Genomic DNA, 17,719 nt, shown 5'->3' on the forward strand with positions numbered 1-17,719 from the left:
AAAACAGGGGCGCCGCTCGAAGGTGGCGTCCTTGTTTTCTATTTTCGTTATTCATCTAACAGACTCTCTCGAATAAAGATGCCGTAATCCAACATGAGCTGATTGGTCGGATATCCGATTTCTTCGAGGTTTCGCGCGATCTCAGACTCGTTGAATATGGATTGGCTATGGACCCGAATAAAATTACCGTGTTTTGTAATGATTTCATCGACACCTTTAAGCCGCTCATTTACCTGAGTCTCCGGCTGTGGGTTGGATTCCGAACTTGTTACTGAACTGTGATATCGGGGAACCCCGTCTGTAATCAATCGATCGAATAAGTTAGGGGTTATGTCCACAATTCTATTAATTGATACCATTCAATAGAGATAATCAAGCATATGTCTTGGGAATCAATCATGAACGTCGAAAGTCTCAAATCCCCAACCATACGATTGAGTAAAAAGAAATCAGGGTATTGGGAGGTGATACCACGATCAGGAGGCGATGAAATGAAGAAGAAGACGTACAAGTCGAGACATATGGTAGGGGCATTTCTTGCAGGTGCGCTGCTGTTCTCGGGCGTTTCGCTCGCAGCGGCGAATCCCGAAGAGACTTTGGACGCGATTAAACATACGACCGCCAAAATAAGTTACTACGTGAACGGTGAGAATTACTCCACGGCGGACGGCCAATACATGAACCAGGGAACGGCGGCATCGGATTCCATCATTCATAACGGCACGACTTATGTGCCTGTTCGCATGGTTTCTGATCTGGTCGGCCAGCCCGTGTATTGGGAGCAGGATTCCAGAACGATATCGTTAGGGCTGCCCGTTGTGAAGCTATATGATACGGAGGGCGAGCCTGCGGGTTTTGCCACATTGGAACAGGTCGATGATGGAGTGAAAGTGAAGATTTCCGCATCTGGACTCACGCCAGGCAAGCACGGATTCCATGTGCATGAATTTGCGATCCAGGGAACGGATTTTGAATCCGCCGGCGGACACTTCAATCCGACCGACAAGCACCATGGCCTGGATCATCCGGAAGGCAGCCATGTAGGCGATATGCCGAACTTGGTCGTGGAAGCAGATGGGACCGTGGAAGCAGAGATGCTGATTCAGCATGGAACGCTGGAGAAGGAGCAGCCTAACTCAGTGCTGGGACGCTCGCTCATCATTCACGCCGGGGAGGATGATGGCGTAACCGATCCGGCGGGTGATTCCGGCGACCGTATAACTGGCGGGAATATTCCCGAATAATCTAATCTGGCAGGTCCGCGGAAAACGCATCTCTATAGGGAGGTGCGTTTTTTGTTTGTAAAAGGGACTTTCAAACCCCGGAGAGGATGCTTATGCCGAAAATACTGGTTCCGCCCGATGTGCTGATCTTCGCTTTTGCATGATTCCAGGTGTACCGCAAGCTGCAGGAAGTGCTGGATGCGCATGCCGAGACGATCGAGGTCATACACGTGGCTTAGACCGATCGGGGTTTGGCGGGAGCCAACGATTTTGATCCGCATAAGGATTGATGGAGCGCATGAAATCTCCATCAAGAACTTCGTCGAAAAAAATTTTTGAAGACAATTAGACACCCAGATCAACCTGGAATCTTACATCTGGCCAATAACGGAAACACAACATTTGGATAAATGTTGACTGATTATTAAGCTGTGGGGTACCGCGGTGCGTAAAGAGCTGGCACTTTATATTTGAAAAGCGAATGAGATGATTTTCTCATTTCGAATGAAACAGGTGAACAAGAAACGACCCAACATCTGGATGAAAATCAATCTATCCACGGGCCAGTTTGTAATGGCTCAAAACCAGACAAAATGTTTCTGTCTAGACAGAAACACTCGAAAGTTAGCTATTTACAGAATCGATAAGGGTGGCTAAAATGAGCTTACTGATGCATCAGTTCGGCAATAAAACCTACTTATCCTATTTGAATTAACGATTTTGTTTTAAGGTGTTCCATAAAAAAATCAAAGGTGGTTTTTATGAGAAAACAACGATATTCTGGATTGCTATGGTTAGGCTTATTGGCACTATTCATCGTCTTATCGGCATGCTCAACGGATTCGGCTAACACGGGATCAGAGTCATCTCCATCGTCGCCATCCAAATCGAGTAACTCCAATGAGCTGGCTCCGGAGCCGGCAACGGAAGCGCATCTGCTCCAAGAGCCGTTGGCCGCAACGGATGTGAACAAACTTCCGGATCGCGCGAAGCAGCGCAATGACGCGATCATCGTGACGCTGGTGAATCCAAGCGGTGCCTTTACCCCATATTTTACGCAAGTGGGATACGACGGCAACGTCAACTCCGTCCTGTACACTCCCTTGGTCCGGGTGGATACCGAAGGTTTGCCGATTCCGGGCCTCGCCGAGAAATGGGACATTTCCGAGGATAAACTGACCTATACGTACTATCTTCGCGAAGGGCTCAAATATAGCGATGGTTCCCCGATGACGACTGAGGATGTCGCGTTCACGTGGACTTTGCTGCATGATCCGAACTATGACGGCCTCAACAGCGTGGTGGAAGCGAACATCAAGGGTGGTCAAGCTTACAAGGAGGGAACAGCGGATGCCATCGAGGGCATTCAGATTATCGATGAGCGGACGATCTCCGTAACGCTGGAAGAAACCAATGCGACGGCTTTGACAGTGCTTGGTGGACCGATATTGTCCAAGGCCTACTACGGCAAGGATTATACATTTGGCAATCTGGACTACATCAAGAATCTGCACGCGACGCCGATCACGAACGGTCCCTACAAGCTGGAAAAATTCATTCCGGGCCAAGAGGTGCGATTCATTGCCAATGAACACTATGTCTTAGGCAAACCGAAGACGGAATACTTCATTTACAAGACGACCGAAGGCGACGCTTGGCAGTTCATCGAGACCGGTGAAGTTGACTACGGCAGCTTCGCGGCCACAACGGATAACATCGAGAAGCTGAAGAGCCTCGGGTTCGTGGACCTGATTCCAAGCACGGCAAGCAACTACGGCTACAATCAATTCAATCTGGAGCGGGAACAGTTGAAGGACAAGCGTGTTCGCCAAGCCTTGACCTACGGTCTGAATCGGCAGCTGATTTATGTGGACTCCAGGCAAGGGGCCGCGTCGATTGCCAACATTCCTTCGTCTCCGATTCTGTGGTCCTATACGGAAGAGGACATCAATCCGTATCTGTACGATCCGGAAAAAGCGAAACAACTGCTGGACGAAGCGGGCTGGACGGTCGGCGCCGACGGCATCCGCGAGAAGGATGGGGTTAAGCTGCGAATCAACTACCTCGGATCGAAGAGCCCGAATACCGACATTTTCATCGCCGTCGCCAAGGAGAACTACCAGGAGATCGGGATCGATTTCGTGCCGGAACAGTTCCCGGATTTCAACACGCTTGTATCCAAGGTCAATAGTGGTGATTATGATTTGGCTTCGTTCTCTACCACGATTATCAGCGATCCATCGCAAGGGGTAGAGAGGTTCATCAAAGGAGAGACGAAAGGGTACGACAATCCTCGAATCGAGGAGCTTTATGCGCAAGGACTGGCGACGAGCGACGTTGAAGAGCGTAAAGCGATTTACCACGAGATGTTCAAAATCCTGAATGATGAATTGCCGATCATGTTTACCAACTATACGAAATCGGTCATCGCGATCAACGGCCGCATCGACGGGTTCGAACTGAATCCGCTGGCGGGCATCGCGTACAGTCTTCCGGCATGGAACTTGGAGTAAGTCGGTGGGAGGGAAGCATTAACCATCTGCTCTATCAACAAAGGTGTCTCCTGCCTGCGTTCATCAGGTCGGAGACGCCTGATTAAGGAGAGAACATGAGAACCTATTTGCTCCGAAGATGCTTATATATGCTCTTGATCTTAGTTGGCGCGTCCCTGTTGATCTTTTTCCTGTATTCCTTAACGCCCGGCGATTATGTCGACAACAATTTGAGCCTGAGCGAAGAGCGCAAGGCGGAACTACGGGAGATCCACGGGCTGAATAAGCCGGTCATCGAGCGATACGTGAATTGGATGGCCAACATTTTTAAGGGGGATTTCGGTTATTCTTTGGCGCAGCAGCGCCCCGTCCTCGACCTGTTTCAGGACTACATATGGAACTCTTTCTTGCTGGCGGTGGTCTCGACGTTCTTCACCTGGTTCATCGCGGTCGTCGTGGGTGTTCTTACCGCCTATAAGCAATACTCGCTCCTGGATACCTTGGTCATGCTGGGTATTTTCGCCGCGATGTCCATCCCCTCGTTCTTCATCGGATTATTTCTGATCAAGGTGTTCGCCGTCGATTTCAAAATCCTCCCGCCGGGAGGGATGATAACGACGGGCAGCCGGGCCGAGGGCTGGGATTACATCGTCGAAGTGCTGCATCACATGCTGCTTCCGGTCGCGGTCATGGTACTGCTGGGCGTAGGATCGCTCACCCGTTATTTTCGCAGCAACATGTTGGAGGTCATCCGGCAGGATTACGTCCGTACCGCCCGTGCCAAAGGGCTGAAGGAACGAACGGTACTGTATCGGCACGCGCTGAAAAATGCGATGCTGCCCGCGATTACACTGATCGGCTTCGAATTGCCGGGCCTGTTCGGCGGCTCCATCATCATTGAGAAGATTTTTAATTGGCCGGGTATCGGGCAGCTGTATATGCAATCCTTCACCGTGCGGGATTATCCGCTCTTGATGGGCTTTACGATGTTCTTGGCAATATTAACGGTCGTCGGGACGCTCATATCCGATATCCTCTACCACACTTCCGATCCTCGGGTCAGGCTTTAATGAAAGGAGGAGCTACCCTTGTCGATTCCAACGACGGCGGCAGGCCAGGCGGGAAAAGTTAGCCGAGCGGTGGGTGCTTCAGACTCGCTATGGAAGCAATCCATTCGACAGCTCGGTAAAAATAAACTGGCCTTGGCCGGCTTTGCCTTCATCGTGTTTATGTTTATAGCCTGCTTCATCGGCCCCATGTTCTCTCCCTATGCAGATAGTAAAATCAACCCTGCCATGATGCACCAGCCCCCAAGCAGCAAACATTGGCTGGGAACGGACCTGCTCGGCCGCGACGTGCTGACCCGGCTCTTGCAGGCGGGGCGGATTTCGCTCACGGTCGGGCTTGCATCCATGGCGCTGTCCATGACGATCGGGACGGTGCTCGGGGTCATCTCGGGCTATTATCGGGGCGTGGTAGACCAGTTGATCATGCGAACCGCCGATTTGCTATTTACGATCCCGGGTCTCCCGATCCTTTTCATCATGGGCGCGCTCATGTCGGATTGGAAGGTGCCAACCGACTATCGGCTCTATCTTGTCATGCTGATGCTCAGCGTGATTGGCTGGCCGGGCGTGGCTCGGCTCGTGCGCAGCCAGATGTTGACCTTACGGGAACGGGAGTATATGCAGGCTGCCGACGTGCTGGGTCTTAGCGATCAACGGAAGCTGTTCCGTCATTTGCTGCCCAACGTCTTCCCGCTGCTCATCGTCATCGCCACGTTAAGCATCGGCGGCGCGATCCTGTCGGAATCCGTGCTCAGTTTCTTCGGGCTCGGCGTCATGCCCCCGACGCCGACCTGGGGGAACATGATCGATGCGGCCAACAACGTAATCGATTTCGAGAAACGGCCCTGGCTGTGGATTCCGCCGGGCCTGGCGATCTTTTTGACGGTCATTGCCATCAATATTTTCGGTGACGGACTGCGGGACGTTCTCGATCCTAAACAGAATACAAGCAGGTGAACGGATGATGAATTCATTAATCGAAATCAACCATTTAAGCACATATTTCGAATCCGGTGCCGGAACGGTCAAAGCGGTGGACGATATCAGCTTCCGTGTCCGTGAAGGCGAGACGGTCTGCGTCGTGGGCGAATCCGGCTGCGGCAAGAGCATCACGGCCATGTCGATCATGGGATTGGTCGATGGGCCGCACGGGAAAGTCGTGAACGGCCGGATCCAATTCGGCGACAAGGATCTGCTGAAGATCAGTAGAGAGGAGATGCGCCGCATCCGCGGGAATGACATCTCGATCATTTTCCAGGAGCCGATGTCCTCCCTGAACCCGGTCATTACGATCGGCAAGCAGATCATGGAACCGCTCATGCTCCATCAACGCTTGAACCGAAAACAAGCCTACGCCCGGGCGCTTGAACTGATCGAACTGGTCGGCATCTCCCGCGGGGAGCAAATTGCGGCTTCCTATCCCCATCAATTGTCGGGAGGCATGCTGCAGCGGATTATGATCGCGATTGCGATCTCGTGCGGGCCTAAGTTGTTGATCGCCGACGAACCGACAACCGCGCTGGACGTGACGATTCAGGCGCAGGTGCTGGAGACGCTGCGGGAAAGCAAGGAGCAGTCCAAGATGTCGATCCTGCTGATCACGCATGATCTCGGCGTGGTGGCCGAGATGGCGGACTACGTAATCGTCATGTACGCCGGGAAGATTGTCGAGGAGGGAGACGTCGAGGAGATTTTTTATCATCCGAAGCATCCCTACACGAAGGGACTGCTAAAGTCGAAGCCGATCATCGGTCAACGCTCGGAGCAGTTATACTCGATTCCCGGTCAGGTTCCGAATCCCCTGGAGCTGAGCGAATCCTGTTACTTCCATGATCGCTGCGAGGACTGCATGTCCATCTGCCGCATTCGGCAGCCACAACTGAAAGAGGTGGAGCCCGGTCACCGTACGGCTTGCTGGTTGTATGAAGAGGAGGCATCGCGTGAGCATGAGTGAAGCATTGCTTGAGGTACGCCATTTGAAGAAATACTTTCCCATCACCGCCGGGCTGCTCAACCGTACCGTTGGTCACGTCAAAGCGGTGGATGATATCAGCTTGACGATCGGAGCGGGGGAGACGTTTGGCCTAGTCGGCGAATCCGGCAGCGGCAAAAGCACCGTCGGGCGCACGATCCTCCGGCTGCATGAGAAAACCAGCGGGGATATCCTTTACAAGGGAATCCCGTTTCACGAGCTGCCTCATTCGGAGGTACGCAAGCTGAGGCCCAAAATGCAGCTTATCTTCCAGGATCCCTACAGTTCGCTTAACCCGCGGATCCGCATCGGAGATGCCATCGGCGAAGCGCTGCTGGAGCACGGCTTGGCCGCTAGAGATGAGGTGCGCGATCAGGTGCTGGATGTGCTGGAGGCTTGCGGACTGTCTGCTTATCATTACAATCGGTTTCCCCACGAATTTTCTGGAGGGCAGCGGCAGCGGATCGGCATCGCGCGTGCCTGGTGCTGAACCCCGATTTCATTATCGCGGATGAGCCGGTGTCCGCGCTGGATGTGTCGATTCAAGCTCAGATTATCAATTTGTTTCAGAAGCTTCAACATACGCGTGGGCTGACTTATCTGTTTATATCCCATGATCTCAGCGTCGTGGAGCATCTCTGCAATCGTATTGGCGTCATGTATCTTGGCTCCATGATGGAGATGGCTTCGCGGGATGAACTGTTTAGCCGTCCGCTGCATCCGTATACGAAAGCGCTGCTGTCGGCGATCCCCGTCCCGGTGCCGAGGATGAAGCGGGAGCGGATCGTGCTGAAAGGGGATATTCCGAGCCCTGCCAATCCGCCTTCCGGTTGCAAGTTCCATACTCGCTGCCCCTATGCCGAGGCCAAGTGCAAGGAGATTGTGCCCGAATTGCGAAATATGGGGGGCGATCATTACGTTGCTTGCCATCTCGTGTAATCTTGACGACTGGAAGGGCTGCAAAGGGGCGTGTGGTATGGCGCGGAATATTGTACAATATGGGCGAGTGATTACCGTGTTATCGGATAATTCATCCGTCCTAACAGGTCAAAGAAGGAGTGCGGCTTCTTGTCTTATCAATTGGAATTATCGTTCAGTCCCGTCAACGAACTGATCAACAGCCTTCACACGTTTCTTTGCAAAAGCTGGCATAAACGGATTGATCTCGGACCTGGATGGCCTCAGAATATCCAGGCCACTTTGTCCCCGGAGTTCGCCGATCAACTGGAACAGACCGGAATCGATCTGGAGTGGAAATTGCTTCACTTGCTGGCTTATGTATCTCCGAGCAAGGATAGTATCGAAGGTTTTCTAATCTGGCTGGGACAGCTTTCGGTGGGCGAGCTGTACGCAGCACTGTCCCCGTATGTCCAGACGTTCCCTGAGCATTTTGGAGCGGTACGCGATCGGCAGCACCGGATGCTGTCCGAATGGAACGAAGTCTATTTCAGGCATATTGACCCGGCGATCGTCACCGCGTTGCAAGCCGAGGCGACAGAGAAGGCGGCATCGGGTGAACTTGAAGCGTACGAGAAAGTGGCAGCGCTGACGAACGGGTTTTATTTCGAGCCGGTCAACGGACTGGAGAAGCTGGTGCTGATTCCCCATTATCATTTTCAACCGGGCAATATTTTCTATTCGTACGGGAGCCTCACCCTTTGCCATTATGCCTCCAGGATCGAGGCCCATTCGGATGAGGAGGATGAGCCTTCGCTTCATTTATACCGGCTGCTCCGCAGCCTGAGCGAGAAGAGTCGCTTGCGGATACTGCATTTTCTGCGCAGCGAGCCCCGGACCTTCATCGAGGTGGTTCGCCATCTGGGCATATCCAAAGGAATCACGCACGATCATATTTTCAACCTGCGCAGTGCGGGGCTGCTAAGCGTGCATGTCGTCGGAGAGACGGTATCGACCTACAGTTTAAGAGTGGAGCGCATTCAAGAAATCGAGCAGGGACTGTTCGAATACCTGGGTATAGAGCAGAATTTATGATTTTGAACATACTCAATCGAACAGGTGTTGACCGAATCATCGGAGACGCAGTTTCAAGCAGGTAAGATCTGCTGGGCTGTGTCTTTTTTATATATAATGCATGATCAATTTCAATTAGAGGAGCGATATCCATGACGACATTAAACGATTATTTAGTGCAGAAAAAAGCGGCGGCACAGGCCCTTCGAACTCAAGCAGAGCAAGACCCCAAGCCGAATACGTATTCAGCCAAGGTTCAGGCGAAGGGTCGCAGCGGCGTACGTGAAATCCGCATCCGCGATTTTCAGATCATCAGCGACAGTCCCGAGAATTATGCCGGTTACAGCCTCGGCCCTTCATCGCCGGAGATTCAGCTTGGCGTGTTGGGCAGCTGCTTGACGCACATTACGTTGATTCAGGCTGCGGAGCGCGGCGTATCGTTGGAATCGCTGGAGGTGGAAGTGACGGGGCAATTGCACCCGCTTGCCGGCAAGCCGGGGTACGAGGATATTCCCATCTATCCGCACAATATCGAATACAACATCCACATCGTATCCGAAGAATCTGCGGACACCATCGCCGAACTTCACGAAGCGGTCGAACGCGTATGCCCGATTTACAATCTGCTGAAATACCCGCAATCGATCTCCGGGAACGTGGTGCACCACTCGCCTGCCGCTCAAGGAGAGGGCTCGTCCGTTTGACGGAAATTCGATTTTAGCAAAAACAATCAAATACGGATCATGCGAAGCATGATAATCTGGATTCCAACGAGGGAAAGAGAGGGATCCAGATTGAGGATTGTTCAAGCGTTTGTGTCGAGTATCGTATTGTCCGTGATCGTGATCGCTGCGAATATCGGGATTGGGAGCCTATATGATTGGTGGAGAGGCGAGGAGATCGTCATTCGATTCTCTCAGACTCGCATCATGTTCTTCTCCGCTTTGTTCATCATCTTCTTCATCGCTTCGTATCATCAGCTTAAAAACAGAAGAGCATAAATTCAGCCGAGCGAAAGCTTCAGGGCCCTTCCTGAATCCGCTCGGTTTTTTTTGTTCATACAGAGTCCCTGAACATGAAACAAAAATGAGACATCGCCGGTTCCCCTGCTATATTACACTGATTTGGAGAGATGAAAGTGCCCTTCACACACGAGGTCCACTTGAAGACTCCATGATTTACAGATGCAAAGGAGAAACGCGAAATGAAAAAAAGTTCCATGCTACTGGCAGCGCTGCTGATGTTCTCGTTGGTGCTTGCTTCGCTGGTTCCCGCAATCCCCGCCGTTCGGGCCGCTTACGATCCGATGCCGTTGGAAGCGGACGGGTGGGTATGGGTCGGGACCGCGGAGGAACTGGCTTATATTAATCAGAATCCAGCGTACTATCTGAATCGAAATATCCGATTGACCGGCAGCATTGACATGACCGGATACGACTGGGTTCCGATCGGCGATGCTTCCGCTGCCTACAGCGGCATATTCGACGGCAGGGGACACCGGATCGAGGGTCTCTCCATCAACGGTGGGACGCGGCAGTATGCCGGATTGTTCGGATACGTATCGGGTACCATCCGCAACTTGGACGTTTCCGCGCAAGTCAGCGGCGGCCAATATGCCGGCGTCTTGGCCGGTCAACTGACGGGCGGCAGCATTCTGGATTCGCACTCGCAGGGTACGGTTACGAGCGGCGATGCGATTGGTAATGTGAGCGTGGCTGGCGGATTGGTGGGAGCTGCCACTGGCGATTCCGTCATCCTTCGCTCATCTTCATCTGCTTCGGTGAAGAGCGGAGAAGCCCCCAATCAATACGCTGGCGGTCTGGTAGGATCATTTGGCGCGGGCCGCATTGCTATTCATATGCAACGGGAACGGTGACGAATACCGGTGGCGATCACTATTTTTTCGGAGGGGGCTTAACCGGACAATTGATATTCGGAACGATCGACATTAGTTATGCTTCCACTGTGGTCGTTCAGTCTGAAAACGTTAGATATATCGGATTAGGCGGTTTTGTTGGCATCTTGATGAGTGGGCAGATCAACGCCTCGTATTTCGATATCGAGGCGTCGACCCAAACCATCGGCATCGGCGTTGGGGATGCCGTAAATCCGCCCCATCTGATGGGCCGCACGACGGAGCAGCTGAAGTTTGCCTCGACTTACGGCGGCTGGGATTTCGCGGATACGTGGGCCGTTCATGCCAGAATCAATGGGGGATATCCATATTTGCGCCCTGGCATCTTAACAACCGATCTGCCGCGGGCGGTCAAGGGCGTACCTTATTCAATGGCGATTGAACCATCAATGGCGCACGGGGAGGGTTGACTTGGAACGTCTCTGGACTTCCCGATGGCCTAGCCCTGACCGGCGACGGCAAGATCGAGGGCAGTCCTACGGTGAGCGGGGCGTTCCCGGTTACGGTTTCGGCGACGGATATCGGCTCGAACACCGCCAGCGCTACTTTGACCTTGTACGTGGATGAAGCTGCACGGAACATCGATGGGTTTGTCGTTGGACCGGGCAGCGAGAACGGCTCGACGAGTGTCACGGCGATTCCGGGTGATGCTGGGAACACATTTGCTTATCTGCTCGGCCCCGACGAGGGCGCGACACCCGGATTGGGAGATGCGCTGCCTGATGAAGCGATGGGGTATGCCCTTGGCACGGACATTTTTTTCCCCGCCCCGGGACATTATCTTCAAGTATTTGAATTGGACGACCAGCAGCGTATTCTGGCATGGAACAGTATCCGGCTGACTGCGTCCCATATTCGGAACGACATTTCCGTGTCGGGCGTAGCGCTGGACCGGACGGAATTATCGCTTACGGCTGGCGGTGCTTCGCAGAAGCTGACCGCCGTCCTGACGCCAGGAGATGCGACCAACCAGGCGGTCTCCTGGGTTTCCAGCGATTCAGCCGTTGCCGTGGTGGATCCGAGCGGCGAGGTCACAGGAATTGCTGAAGGCACGGCGGTCGTTACGGTAACAACAGCCGACGGAGGATACACGGCCTCTGCTGCGGTGACCGTCCATCCGGCGGCAGCGACGGGGACGGTGACCGGTGCGGTCTACGGCACTCGAGATGCACCTCTTGCAGGTGCGGCGATTTCGGTAGGCGGCATGGACGGCATCTCCAACGCTGCAGGCGGCTTTGCGTTGACTGGTGTAGCGGCAGGCCCCCAAAGGCTGACGGTGACGGCAGCGGGATACATCAACTACACCGTGACCGTGGATGTGCTGATTGGAGAGACAGTGGATGTCGGAAGAATTGTTTTAAGGGCGGTCCCTGCTCCCGAACCGGAACCATCGCCTGAACCTCCCTCGTATAGCGGTAGTCCTTCCGCACCTGCTCCAACGCCTGCACCTGATCAACGAATGATCGTAACGGTTAACGGCCAACAGGTACGGGTAAACATCAAGAAAGAGCAGGAGCCTGACGGCCGCACCGTGCTGCGACTGATGATGGACAGCGATTTGGTACGGTCATGGTCTGCTGGGGAGGGGGATATCCTCCTCGACATCGACAACGAGGATCCGGTGGTAAAGGTGGATTTTCCGGCGAAATCCCTCAAGGATCTCATGGTCACAAGGCCGAATGACGTCATTCGGATTAACGTGAACGGCGCAAGCTTCCGTGTGCCGCTGCACGTGCTGGGCGGCGTTTCGAACGACGAGGACAGCCTAACGGTCGTTATAGCGAAATGGAAGGAGTCGGCTAGCCATGAGCTGGAAGAAGAATTGACCGGTCAAGGGTTTGCCGTACTGGCGGAACCGACGTGCTTCGAATTATATGACGGCGATGAAAAGATTGAAACGAAAGGCATCTACTTGGAGCACACGTTCTCGATGAACGCTGAGACCGATTCCGACCGCTCCACCGTTGTTTGGGTGGATGACGCCGGGAAGCTGCACTTTGTCCCGTCTGTCTTCAAAGGGGATACGGCGACTTTTTATAGCACACACACCGGTGCCTATACCGTCGTCCACTCCGACCGAACCTTTGTTGACGTGAGAGGACACTGGGCGCAGCACGAAATCGAGCGGATGGCGAGCAAGCTGGTCGTGAACGGATCTTCGGGCAATGCGTTTGAGCCCAATCGTACGGTGACCCGCGCCGAGTTCGTCGCCATGCTCGTACGGGCGCTAGGCATCGATGGGAAGTCTTCCTCGGCATTATCCTACTCGGATGTGTGGCCAAAAGAAGTATGGTATGCCGGTGCGATTGGGGCGGCTTCTGCAGCAGGCTTGGTCGAAGGCTATGCCGACGGTTCGTTCCGGCCGGATGCTGCGGTCACGCGAGAGCAAGTCGCCGTCATATTGGCCAGAGCTATACAGTATGCCGGTGAGCTGCCTCGCCAAGACGCATCTATGCTGGCACGTTTTGTGGACCAAGATAAGATTGCGGATTGGGCCAAGGGGGCGGCCGCCGAGCTGCTGGCCGCGGGCATGATGGAAGGGGTGGGAAATGCGGCGTTTGCGCCGCAGGCATTTGCCACCCGTGCCCAAAGCGCGGTTTTGCTGAACCGGATGCTGCTGTACTTGAATTTCATCGATTGAACTAAAGTTCTACATGTTCACACGCACATTCTCTCGAAGGATGTGCGTGTTTTTGCGCGCCGAGTTCATGGTCGTGCCTGGTCGTAGTCCTTCAAAATAGGTTAGTATAAAACAAGATGGTTGAATTTTAATAGATTCAAACGGCAAGAAGCGAATGGAGTGGGACGTAGCCGATGGAGAAGATGTTAAGACAACAAATCATTGGGTTTGAGGGAGAATTGGGGAGCTTTACGGGCTGGCTGGAAGACCCCCAAGCGCGAACCTCTATTTTCTCGATATCGGGGATCGGCGGCATCGGCAAAACGACGTTGCTGCTTCAAATGGCCCATACGGCTAAGCAAAGCTCTGTACGAACCTTATGGTTGGACGGACAGGGCTGCTTGGCGACGTCAAGCGCGTTTCTGGCCAGCCTGGAGATGGGGCTAGCAACGGAGCATGGTTGTATCCGGTCGAAGGACACGGCGCTGCTGCCGTACATCGTATCCGAGTTGTCCAGAGAACGAACGGTTCTGTTGATGGATAACTGCGAGCAGCTCGACAGGCTGGGAGGGTGGTTATTGTCCAGCTTTTTGTCCGAGTTGATGTCCGCCTCCGTGCTGATCGTATGCGCTTCAAGGAACGGTCTGCCGCTCCAATGGCAGCGCAATCCGGAGTGGAAGTCCCGGCTCCATTCCTACCCGCTGCGCCCGTTTACCCGAGCAGAGGTCTATGAATATTTGGGCGGGAGCGGTTTGGACACCGAACTGCAACGGGATATCGCCCAGAAGACGGACGGGCATCCGTTATCGCTGGCGCTGATCGTCGATATGCTGTCCTCCGGGCAGGCGGAGGAGCGGAACGTATGGCGTGAGGTTCCGGCCGTATTGAGCGCAGAGTTTTTGCGGGAAGCGACTTCCTCGGCCGTATATCGTGCATTGACGATCTTGTCGCTATTGCCGGTCGCAGATGAACGGCTGTTGAATCGTCTATTGGACTCGCCGCTGGATGAAGCGGATTATTATCAGTTGGCCGGGCTTTCGTTCGTGCGAACCACGCTGCAAGGCATCTCGCTGCATCAAATCGTGGCCCGCATCTTGCGGGATGACTTCGCACGTCGGAACCCCGAACAGTATGAATGGACTCGCCATCAGGTGTTTGCGCAATTGGCGGAGCGGTTCCACGGGGTCGATCCAGCCATTCAGATGACCTTGAGTGCTCATATTCTGGAGCTGTACCGCGAATTTTTACCCTCGGCGCATGCCTATGCGAACTTCGCTTCCACGCTGAAATCGGGCGAGCAGAAGCCGTTTCAATCCGAGGACCTGCCGCATTTGCAGGAGTTCATGGCAGCATCGATCCGTAATTCCGATTGGCAGTCGGAACTGGTGGAGCGCGATGATTACCCGGCCGTACTGGGTGAAATCGCGGTGCGTTTTCCGGAAGGAATCTTTGTTGTCCGGGATGAACAGGGAACGCCGTTGGCCTTTTGCGCCGGCGTCTGGCTGCATGCCTTGAGTTTGCCGCTCTTGGAACGATATGCGCCAGGATGCGCGGAACTTCTGGGGGAGGAAGGATTTTTGCTGCACCATATTCCCATAGAGGAAGCCGATACAATCTTCGTGCTGCTATCCGCGGTCAATACCGGCCAATCCCTGTATCGTCCGGAAGAGCTGGGCGCCTTGCTGATGCAGCAATGGCTCATCTATATGACCCGCGGGCTACGCGGGATATTGGCGGCGGAGGATCCGCAGTTAAATGCCTTGCTGTCGATTCTGGGATTCCGGGAACGCGGTAAGGCTGCAGGGATCGCGGGCATCGAATTGACGACGTGGGAGCTGGATTTTCGGCAAACGACCTTCGACCAGTGGATTCACCGGATACTCCGGCAAACGGAAGTGGCAGCGGGCGCGTCGATGTTATCACTTGCGCACGGATATGGCGCGGGTATGGAAAGAGGCGAGATGAAGCAGTTGCTTGAGCGGATGTTCGAACCGGAACAACTGGCACGACTTCCTGTTCTGCGGCGTTTGGACTGGAGCGGTCAGCAGGCACGGGAAGTGATTCAGGCGATTCTAACCGATGAGGGTCCTACGGAGCCTTTAACGGCCTTCGAGAAGGAGATTTTAATCGCCAGTTACATACGGAAAGATCGGAACAAAAATCAGCTCGCGGATTCCTTTCATATGAGCAGGGCAACGTTTTATCGCCATTTGCGCTCGGCGGAGAAGCATGCGGCGTTCGTGCTCAGCGAAAGGTTGAGAGCGGGACGATGAATGATCTTGTGTGCTGGGTATACGGTAGAACAATGGGAAGAGAGGTATGGCGGGGGAGTGTACGGATTTTGGAGAAGTGGGCAGATCAGCTCTAGTAAGGTGTTGAAAAGTGCCGGAAAGGACATCACGGTTTAATTCCGACAAAAAACATAGGAAAACTGTTGACAAGGCAATGTCTGGCAGAATAAGATGATAATTAAGCAACCATGATACTGATCATGGTGGAGAAACACGGAAAGAAATCGACTGGACCACCAGAGATTCGTTGAACATGCGCAAACTCGTGCATATTCGGCGGATCTTCTTTTTTTTCTCCAAAGCAAGAGAGGAATGGAGGGGTGAAGGCTGGAGGGAGACCAGCTGCTTAAAGAGGCTGTTCAAACGGAAAACCGCCTTTTTCAACATGTATTTAAAACACGTTCGATCGACCAAATTTCTGCTTGGCAGCGGAGGAGATCCCAATGCTGCAAGCCAAAGGATGGGAACCTATCATGAAAAATCGTTTGTTCTCCAAGTTAACGGTATCGATTGCCGCAGTTGTATTTATCGTATCCATCGTCACTTACACTGCCGTCTCGGCCAACAAACAGGGTGAGTCCGCTCCTCTGGCAGAAGCGGAGTCTGCAGCTGAGAACGCTGCAGCTGCTACTGATGAGACGTCTGAGCCCGCTGAGGTGTCTGAAACAGCCGAAGCTGCTCCTGTTGAAGTGTCTGCAGCTGCGACGGTTCCAGCCGAAGCACCGTCCCAGGAAGAGACGGCAGCGGCTTCTTCGACTGCATCAACTCAGGTATCCGAGAACGGCAATGAACAAGTTGTAGCAGATACAACGCCTGCTGCCCAGAAAGGCGGCAGCGTCGAGTCACCCTCGGCCGCATCCGGCCCGGCTGCAGCCAGCGTGAGCACGCCTGCTGCAAAGCAGCAAGCCCAACAGACGCCGGTCAGCACCCCAGTCAGCAGCCCTGCTGCGAATAAGCCTGCCGCTTCCACGCCGCAAGCCAAGCAAGAGACGAAGCCGCAATCTACGCCTGTAACTCCGGCAGCCACGCCTGATTCAACACCGGCACCATCTTCCAGCCAGGCGGACACTAAGTCTAAATCCGTAAACTTTGTCAATCAGCAATCGAGCAAGCCGCAGTCTGTTCCTGCGCCTGTCAAGGAAGAGAGCAAGCCGAAGGAATCACCCAAGTCGCAAAGCGATTCGAAGGCCCCTGCGTCGACGCCAGCATCCGAACCGACACCGGCCCCTGCTCCAACACCAACCCCCGCGCCAGCACCTGAGCCGACGCCTACTCCGGCCCCGGCTCCTGAAGAAGAAGAAATCTGCTAAGTAAAGGAGAGCCTATGCAATCATCGATATCTATACGTAAACTACTCGCCCTACTCCTGGCAGTCGTCCTGACGCTGCCCGTTATCCATACCGGTTCGGCCCAAGCAGCCGAACCGCAGGCTCCCGCCGAGGCGGATGCTTTCGACTACTTCAAGCGCGTGTATCCGTCGCTGAGCCAGACGGACCACGTGTTCGAGACCGTGACCGCCCATGAGCTGTCGACGCTGCTTAACAGCGAAGGCACATATCTGGTGCTGATCGGCGGCGCGTGGAGCCAAGATACGCAGGCGCAGATCGCCGAGATCAACGCGCAGGCCAAAGCCTACGGCGTCGAGAAAATCTACAATTTCGACACTCGTCTGGACGGCGCAAGTCTGGATATTACAGACGAAAACGCCGCCGACCTCGAGAAGAAGCTGTACGTCGACTTGGTGAACAACTATCTGCTGAACCTGCCGGCAACCGGTGCAGAGGTGAGCTATGGCCAAGGAGTCAGCGCCCATAAAATCACGGAGCCATTCCTGTTTGCCTATGAGAAAGGGCGCACGGAAGAGGATGAGGCAGCGCCGATCATCGCCTCCGCCTCATCTGATTGGAGCGAGGTGTTCAAAGCGATCGCTGTGGAGACGAACGGTAAGGAGATCGCGCAGCATGACATCTTTACAGCGGAGGAGTATTTCACGACGGTCTATGATGACAAACTAAACCGTGCGATTTTCCGCGGCAAAGACGTGGTATTCGAGCACATCACATACCATGAGCTGGAAGAGCTGCTGAAGACGGACGGCACGCACAACATCCTGATCGGCGGATCCTGGTGCCCGAACACCCAGCCTATCATCGGTCTGGTGAACGAAA

At 54.0% G+C, this 17,719-nt stretch carries 15 protein-coding genes and 1 pseudogene; 15 read left to right on the forward strand and 1 reads right to left on the reverse strand.

What is annotated here, in order from left to right:
• Positions 1 to 47: 47 nt before the first annotated feature.
• Entirely contained in the window at positions 48 to 359 is a 312-nt protein-coding gene (locus JCM10914_RS20350; RefSeq protein WP_036719278.1) for a hypothetical protein, read from the reverse strand.
• 132 nt (positions 360 to 491) lie between these two features.
• Here JCM10914_RS20350 and JCM10914_RS20355 point away from each other — a divergent pair, with 132 nt between their 5' ends.
• The 15 genes and pseudogenes from JCM10914_RS20355 to JCM10914_RS20415 form a co-directional block, all read left to right on the forward strand.
• Entirely contained in the window at positions 492 to 1,244 is a 753-nt protein-coding gene (locus JCM10914_RS20355) for a superoxide dismutase family protein (protein ID WP_023964106.1), read from the forward strand.
• A 740-nt stretch (positions 1,245 to 1,984) separates the two neighbouring features.
• Positions 1,985 to 3,736, forward strand: coding sequence for an ABC transporter substrate-binding protein (locus JCM10914_RS20360; RefSeq protein ID WP_023964108.1), 1,752 nt, complete (start codon positions 1,985 to 1,987; stop codon positions 3,734 to 3,736).
• A 95-nt stretch (positions 3,737 to 3,831) separates the two neighbouring features.
• On the forward strand, positions 3,832 to 4,785 hold the full coding sequence (locus JCM10914_RS20365) for an ABC transporter permease (protein ID WP_023964110.1): 954 nt from the start codon (positions 3,832 to 3,834) through the stop codon (positions 4,783 to 4,785).
• Positions 4,786 to 4,803: 18 nt separating this feature from the next.
• Entirely contained in the window at positions 4,804 to 5,739 is a 936-nt protein-coding gene (opp4C, locus tag JCM10914_RS20370; RefSeq protein WP_023964111.1) for an oligopeptide ABC transporter permease, read from the forward strand.
• Between the two features lie 7 nt (positions 5,740 to 5,746).
• Positions 5,747 to 6,736, forward strand: a complete 990-nt coding sequence (locus tag JCM10914_RS20375; RefSeq protein WP_036719333.1) for an ABC transporter ATP-binding protein — start codon at positions 5,747 to 5,749, stop codon at positions 6,734 to 6,736.
• Positions 6,729 to 7,693, forward strand: a pseudogene (locus JCM10914_RS20380) (ABC transporter ATP-binding protein). Before JCM10914_RS20375 ends, JCM10914_RS20380 begins: the two are co-directional and overlap by 8 nt.
• A gap of 129 nt (positions 7,694 to 7,822) precedes the next feature.
• Positions 7,823 to 8,746, forward strand: coding sequence for a helix-turn-helix transcriptional regulator (locus tag JCM10914_RS20385; RefSeq protein WP_023964119.1), 924 nt, complete (start codon positions 7,823 to 7,825; stop codon positions 8,744 to 8,746).
• A 131-nt stretch (positions 8,747 to 8,877) separates the two neighbouring features.
• Positions 8,878 to 9,429 carry an OsmC family protein gene (locus JCM10914_RS20390; protein WP_023964121.1) on the forward strand — a complete coding sequence of 184 codons (552 nt, stop codon included), beginning with the start codon at positions 8,878 to 8,880 and terminating at the stop codon, positions 9,427 to 9,429.
• 90 nt (positions 9,430 to 9,519) lie between these two features.
• A complete protein-coding gene (locus tag JCM10914_RS20395) occupies positions 9,520 to 9,726 on the forward strand; it encodes a hypothetical protein (RefSeq protein WP_036719281.1) in 207 nt (68 codons plus the stop codon).
• Between the two features lie 203 nt (positions 9,727 to 9,929).
• Positions 9,930 to 10,601, forward strand: a complete 672-nt coding sequence (locus JCM10914_RS30755) for a GLUG motif-containing protein (RefSeq protein ID WP_023964125.1) — start codon at positions 9,930 to 9,932, stop codon at positions 10,599 to 10,601.
• A gap of 50 nt (positions 10,602 to 10,651) precedes the next feature.
• A complete protein-coding gene (locus tag JCM10914_RS30760) occupies positions 10,652 to 11,050 on the forward strand; it encodes a hypothetical protein (protein ID WP_036719284.1) in 399 nt (132 codons plus the stop codon).
• Complete coding sequence (locus JCM10914_RS20400) at positions 11,047 to 13,281, forward strand: S-layer homology domain-containing protein (RefSeq protein ID WP_023964129.1); 2,235 nt, start codon at positions 11,047 to 11,049, stop codon at positions 13,279 to 13,281. The genes JCM10914_RS30760 and JCM10914_RS20400 overlap by 4 nt, the downstream gene beginning before the upstream one ends.
• 173 nt (positions 13,282 to 13,454) lie before the next feature.
• Positions 13,455 to 15,533 (forward strand): ATP-binding protein, encoded by a 2,079-nt coding sequence (locus tag JCM10914_RS20405; protein WP_023964131.1) that lies wholly within the window; start codon positions 13,455 to 13,457, stop codon positions 15,531 to 15,533.
• A gap of 491 nt (positions 15,534 to 16,024) precedes the next feature.
• Positions 16,025 to 16,861 carry a hypothetical protein gene (locus JCM10914_RS29350; RefSeq protein WP_197286863.1) on the forward strand — a complete coding sequence of 279 codons (837 nt, stop codon included), beginning with the start codon at positions 16,025 to 16,027 and terminating at the stop codon, positions 16,859 to 16,861.
• 14 nt (positions 16,862 to 16,875) lie between these two features.
• The coding region (locus JCM10914_RS20415; protein WP_036719288.1) for a hypothetical protein at positions 16,876 to 17,719 on the forward strand (844 nt) is incomplete at its 3' end.

Source organism: Paenibacillus sp. JCM 10914 (assembly GCF_001315105.1).
GTDB lineage: Bacteria > Bacillota > Bacilli > Paenibacillales > Paenibacillaceae > Paenibacillus_AQ.

Coding starts and splice junctions, on each gene's coding strand:
- JCM10914_RS20360 (WP_023964108.1), top strand. CDS start 1,985: ATGAGAAAACAACGATATTCTGGATTGCTATGGTTAGGCTTATTGGCA.
- JCM10914_RS20405 (WP_023964131.1), top strand. CDS start 13,455: ATGGAGAAGATGTTAAGACAACAAATCATTGGGTTTGAGGGAGAATTG.
- JCM10914_RS30755 (WP_023964125.1), top strand. CDS start 9,930: ATGAAAAAAAGTTCCATGCTACTGGCAGCGCTGCTGATGTTCTCGTTG.
- JCM10914_RS20355 (WP_023964106.1), top strand. CDS start 492: ATGAAGAAGAAGACGTACAAGTCGAGACATATGGTAGGGGCATTTCTT.
- JCM10914_RS20375 (WP_036719333.1), top strand. CDS start 5,747: ATGAATTCATTAATCGAAATCAACCATTTAAGCACATATTTCGAATCC.
- JCM10914_RS29350 (WP_197286863.1), top strand. CDS start 16,025: ATGAAAAATCGTTTGTTCTCCAAGTTAACGGTATCGATTGCCGCAGTT.
- JCM10914_RS20350 (WP_036719278.1), bottom strand. CDS start 359: ATGGTATCAATTAATAGAATTGTGGACATAACCCCTAACTTATTCGAT.
- JCM10914_RS20390 (WP_023964121.1), top strand. CDS start 8,878: ATGACGACATTAAACGATTATTTAGTGCAGAAAAAAGCGGCGGCACAG.
- JCM10914_RS20365 (WP_023964110.1), top strand. CDS start 3,832: ATGAGAACCTATTTGCTCCGAAGATGCTTATATATGCTCTTGATCTTA.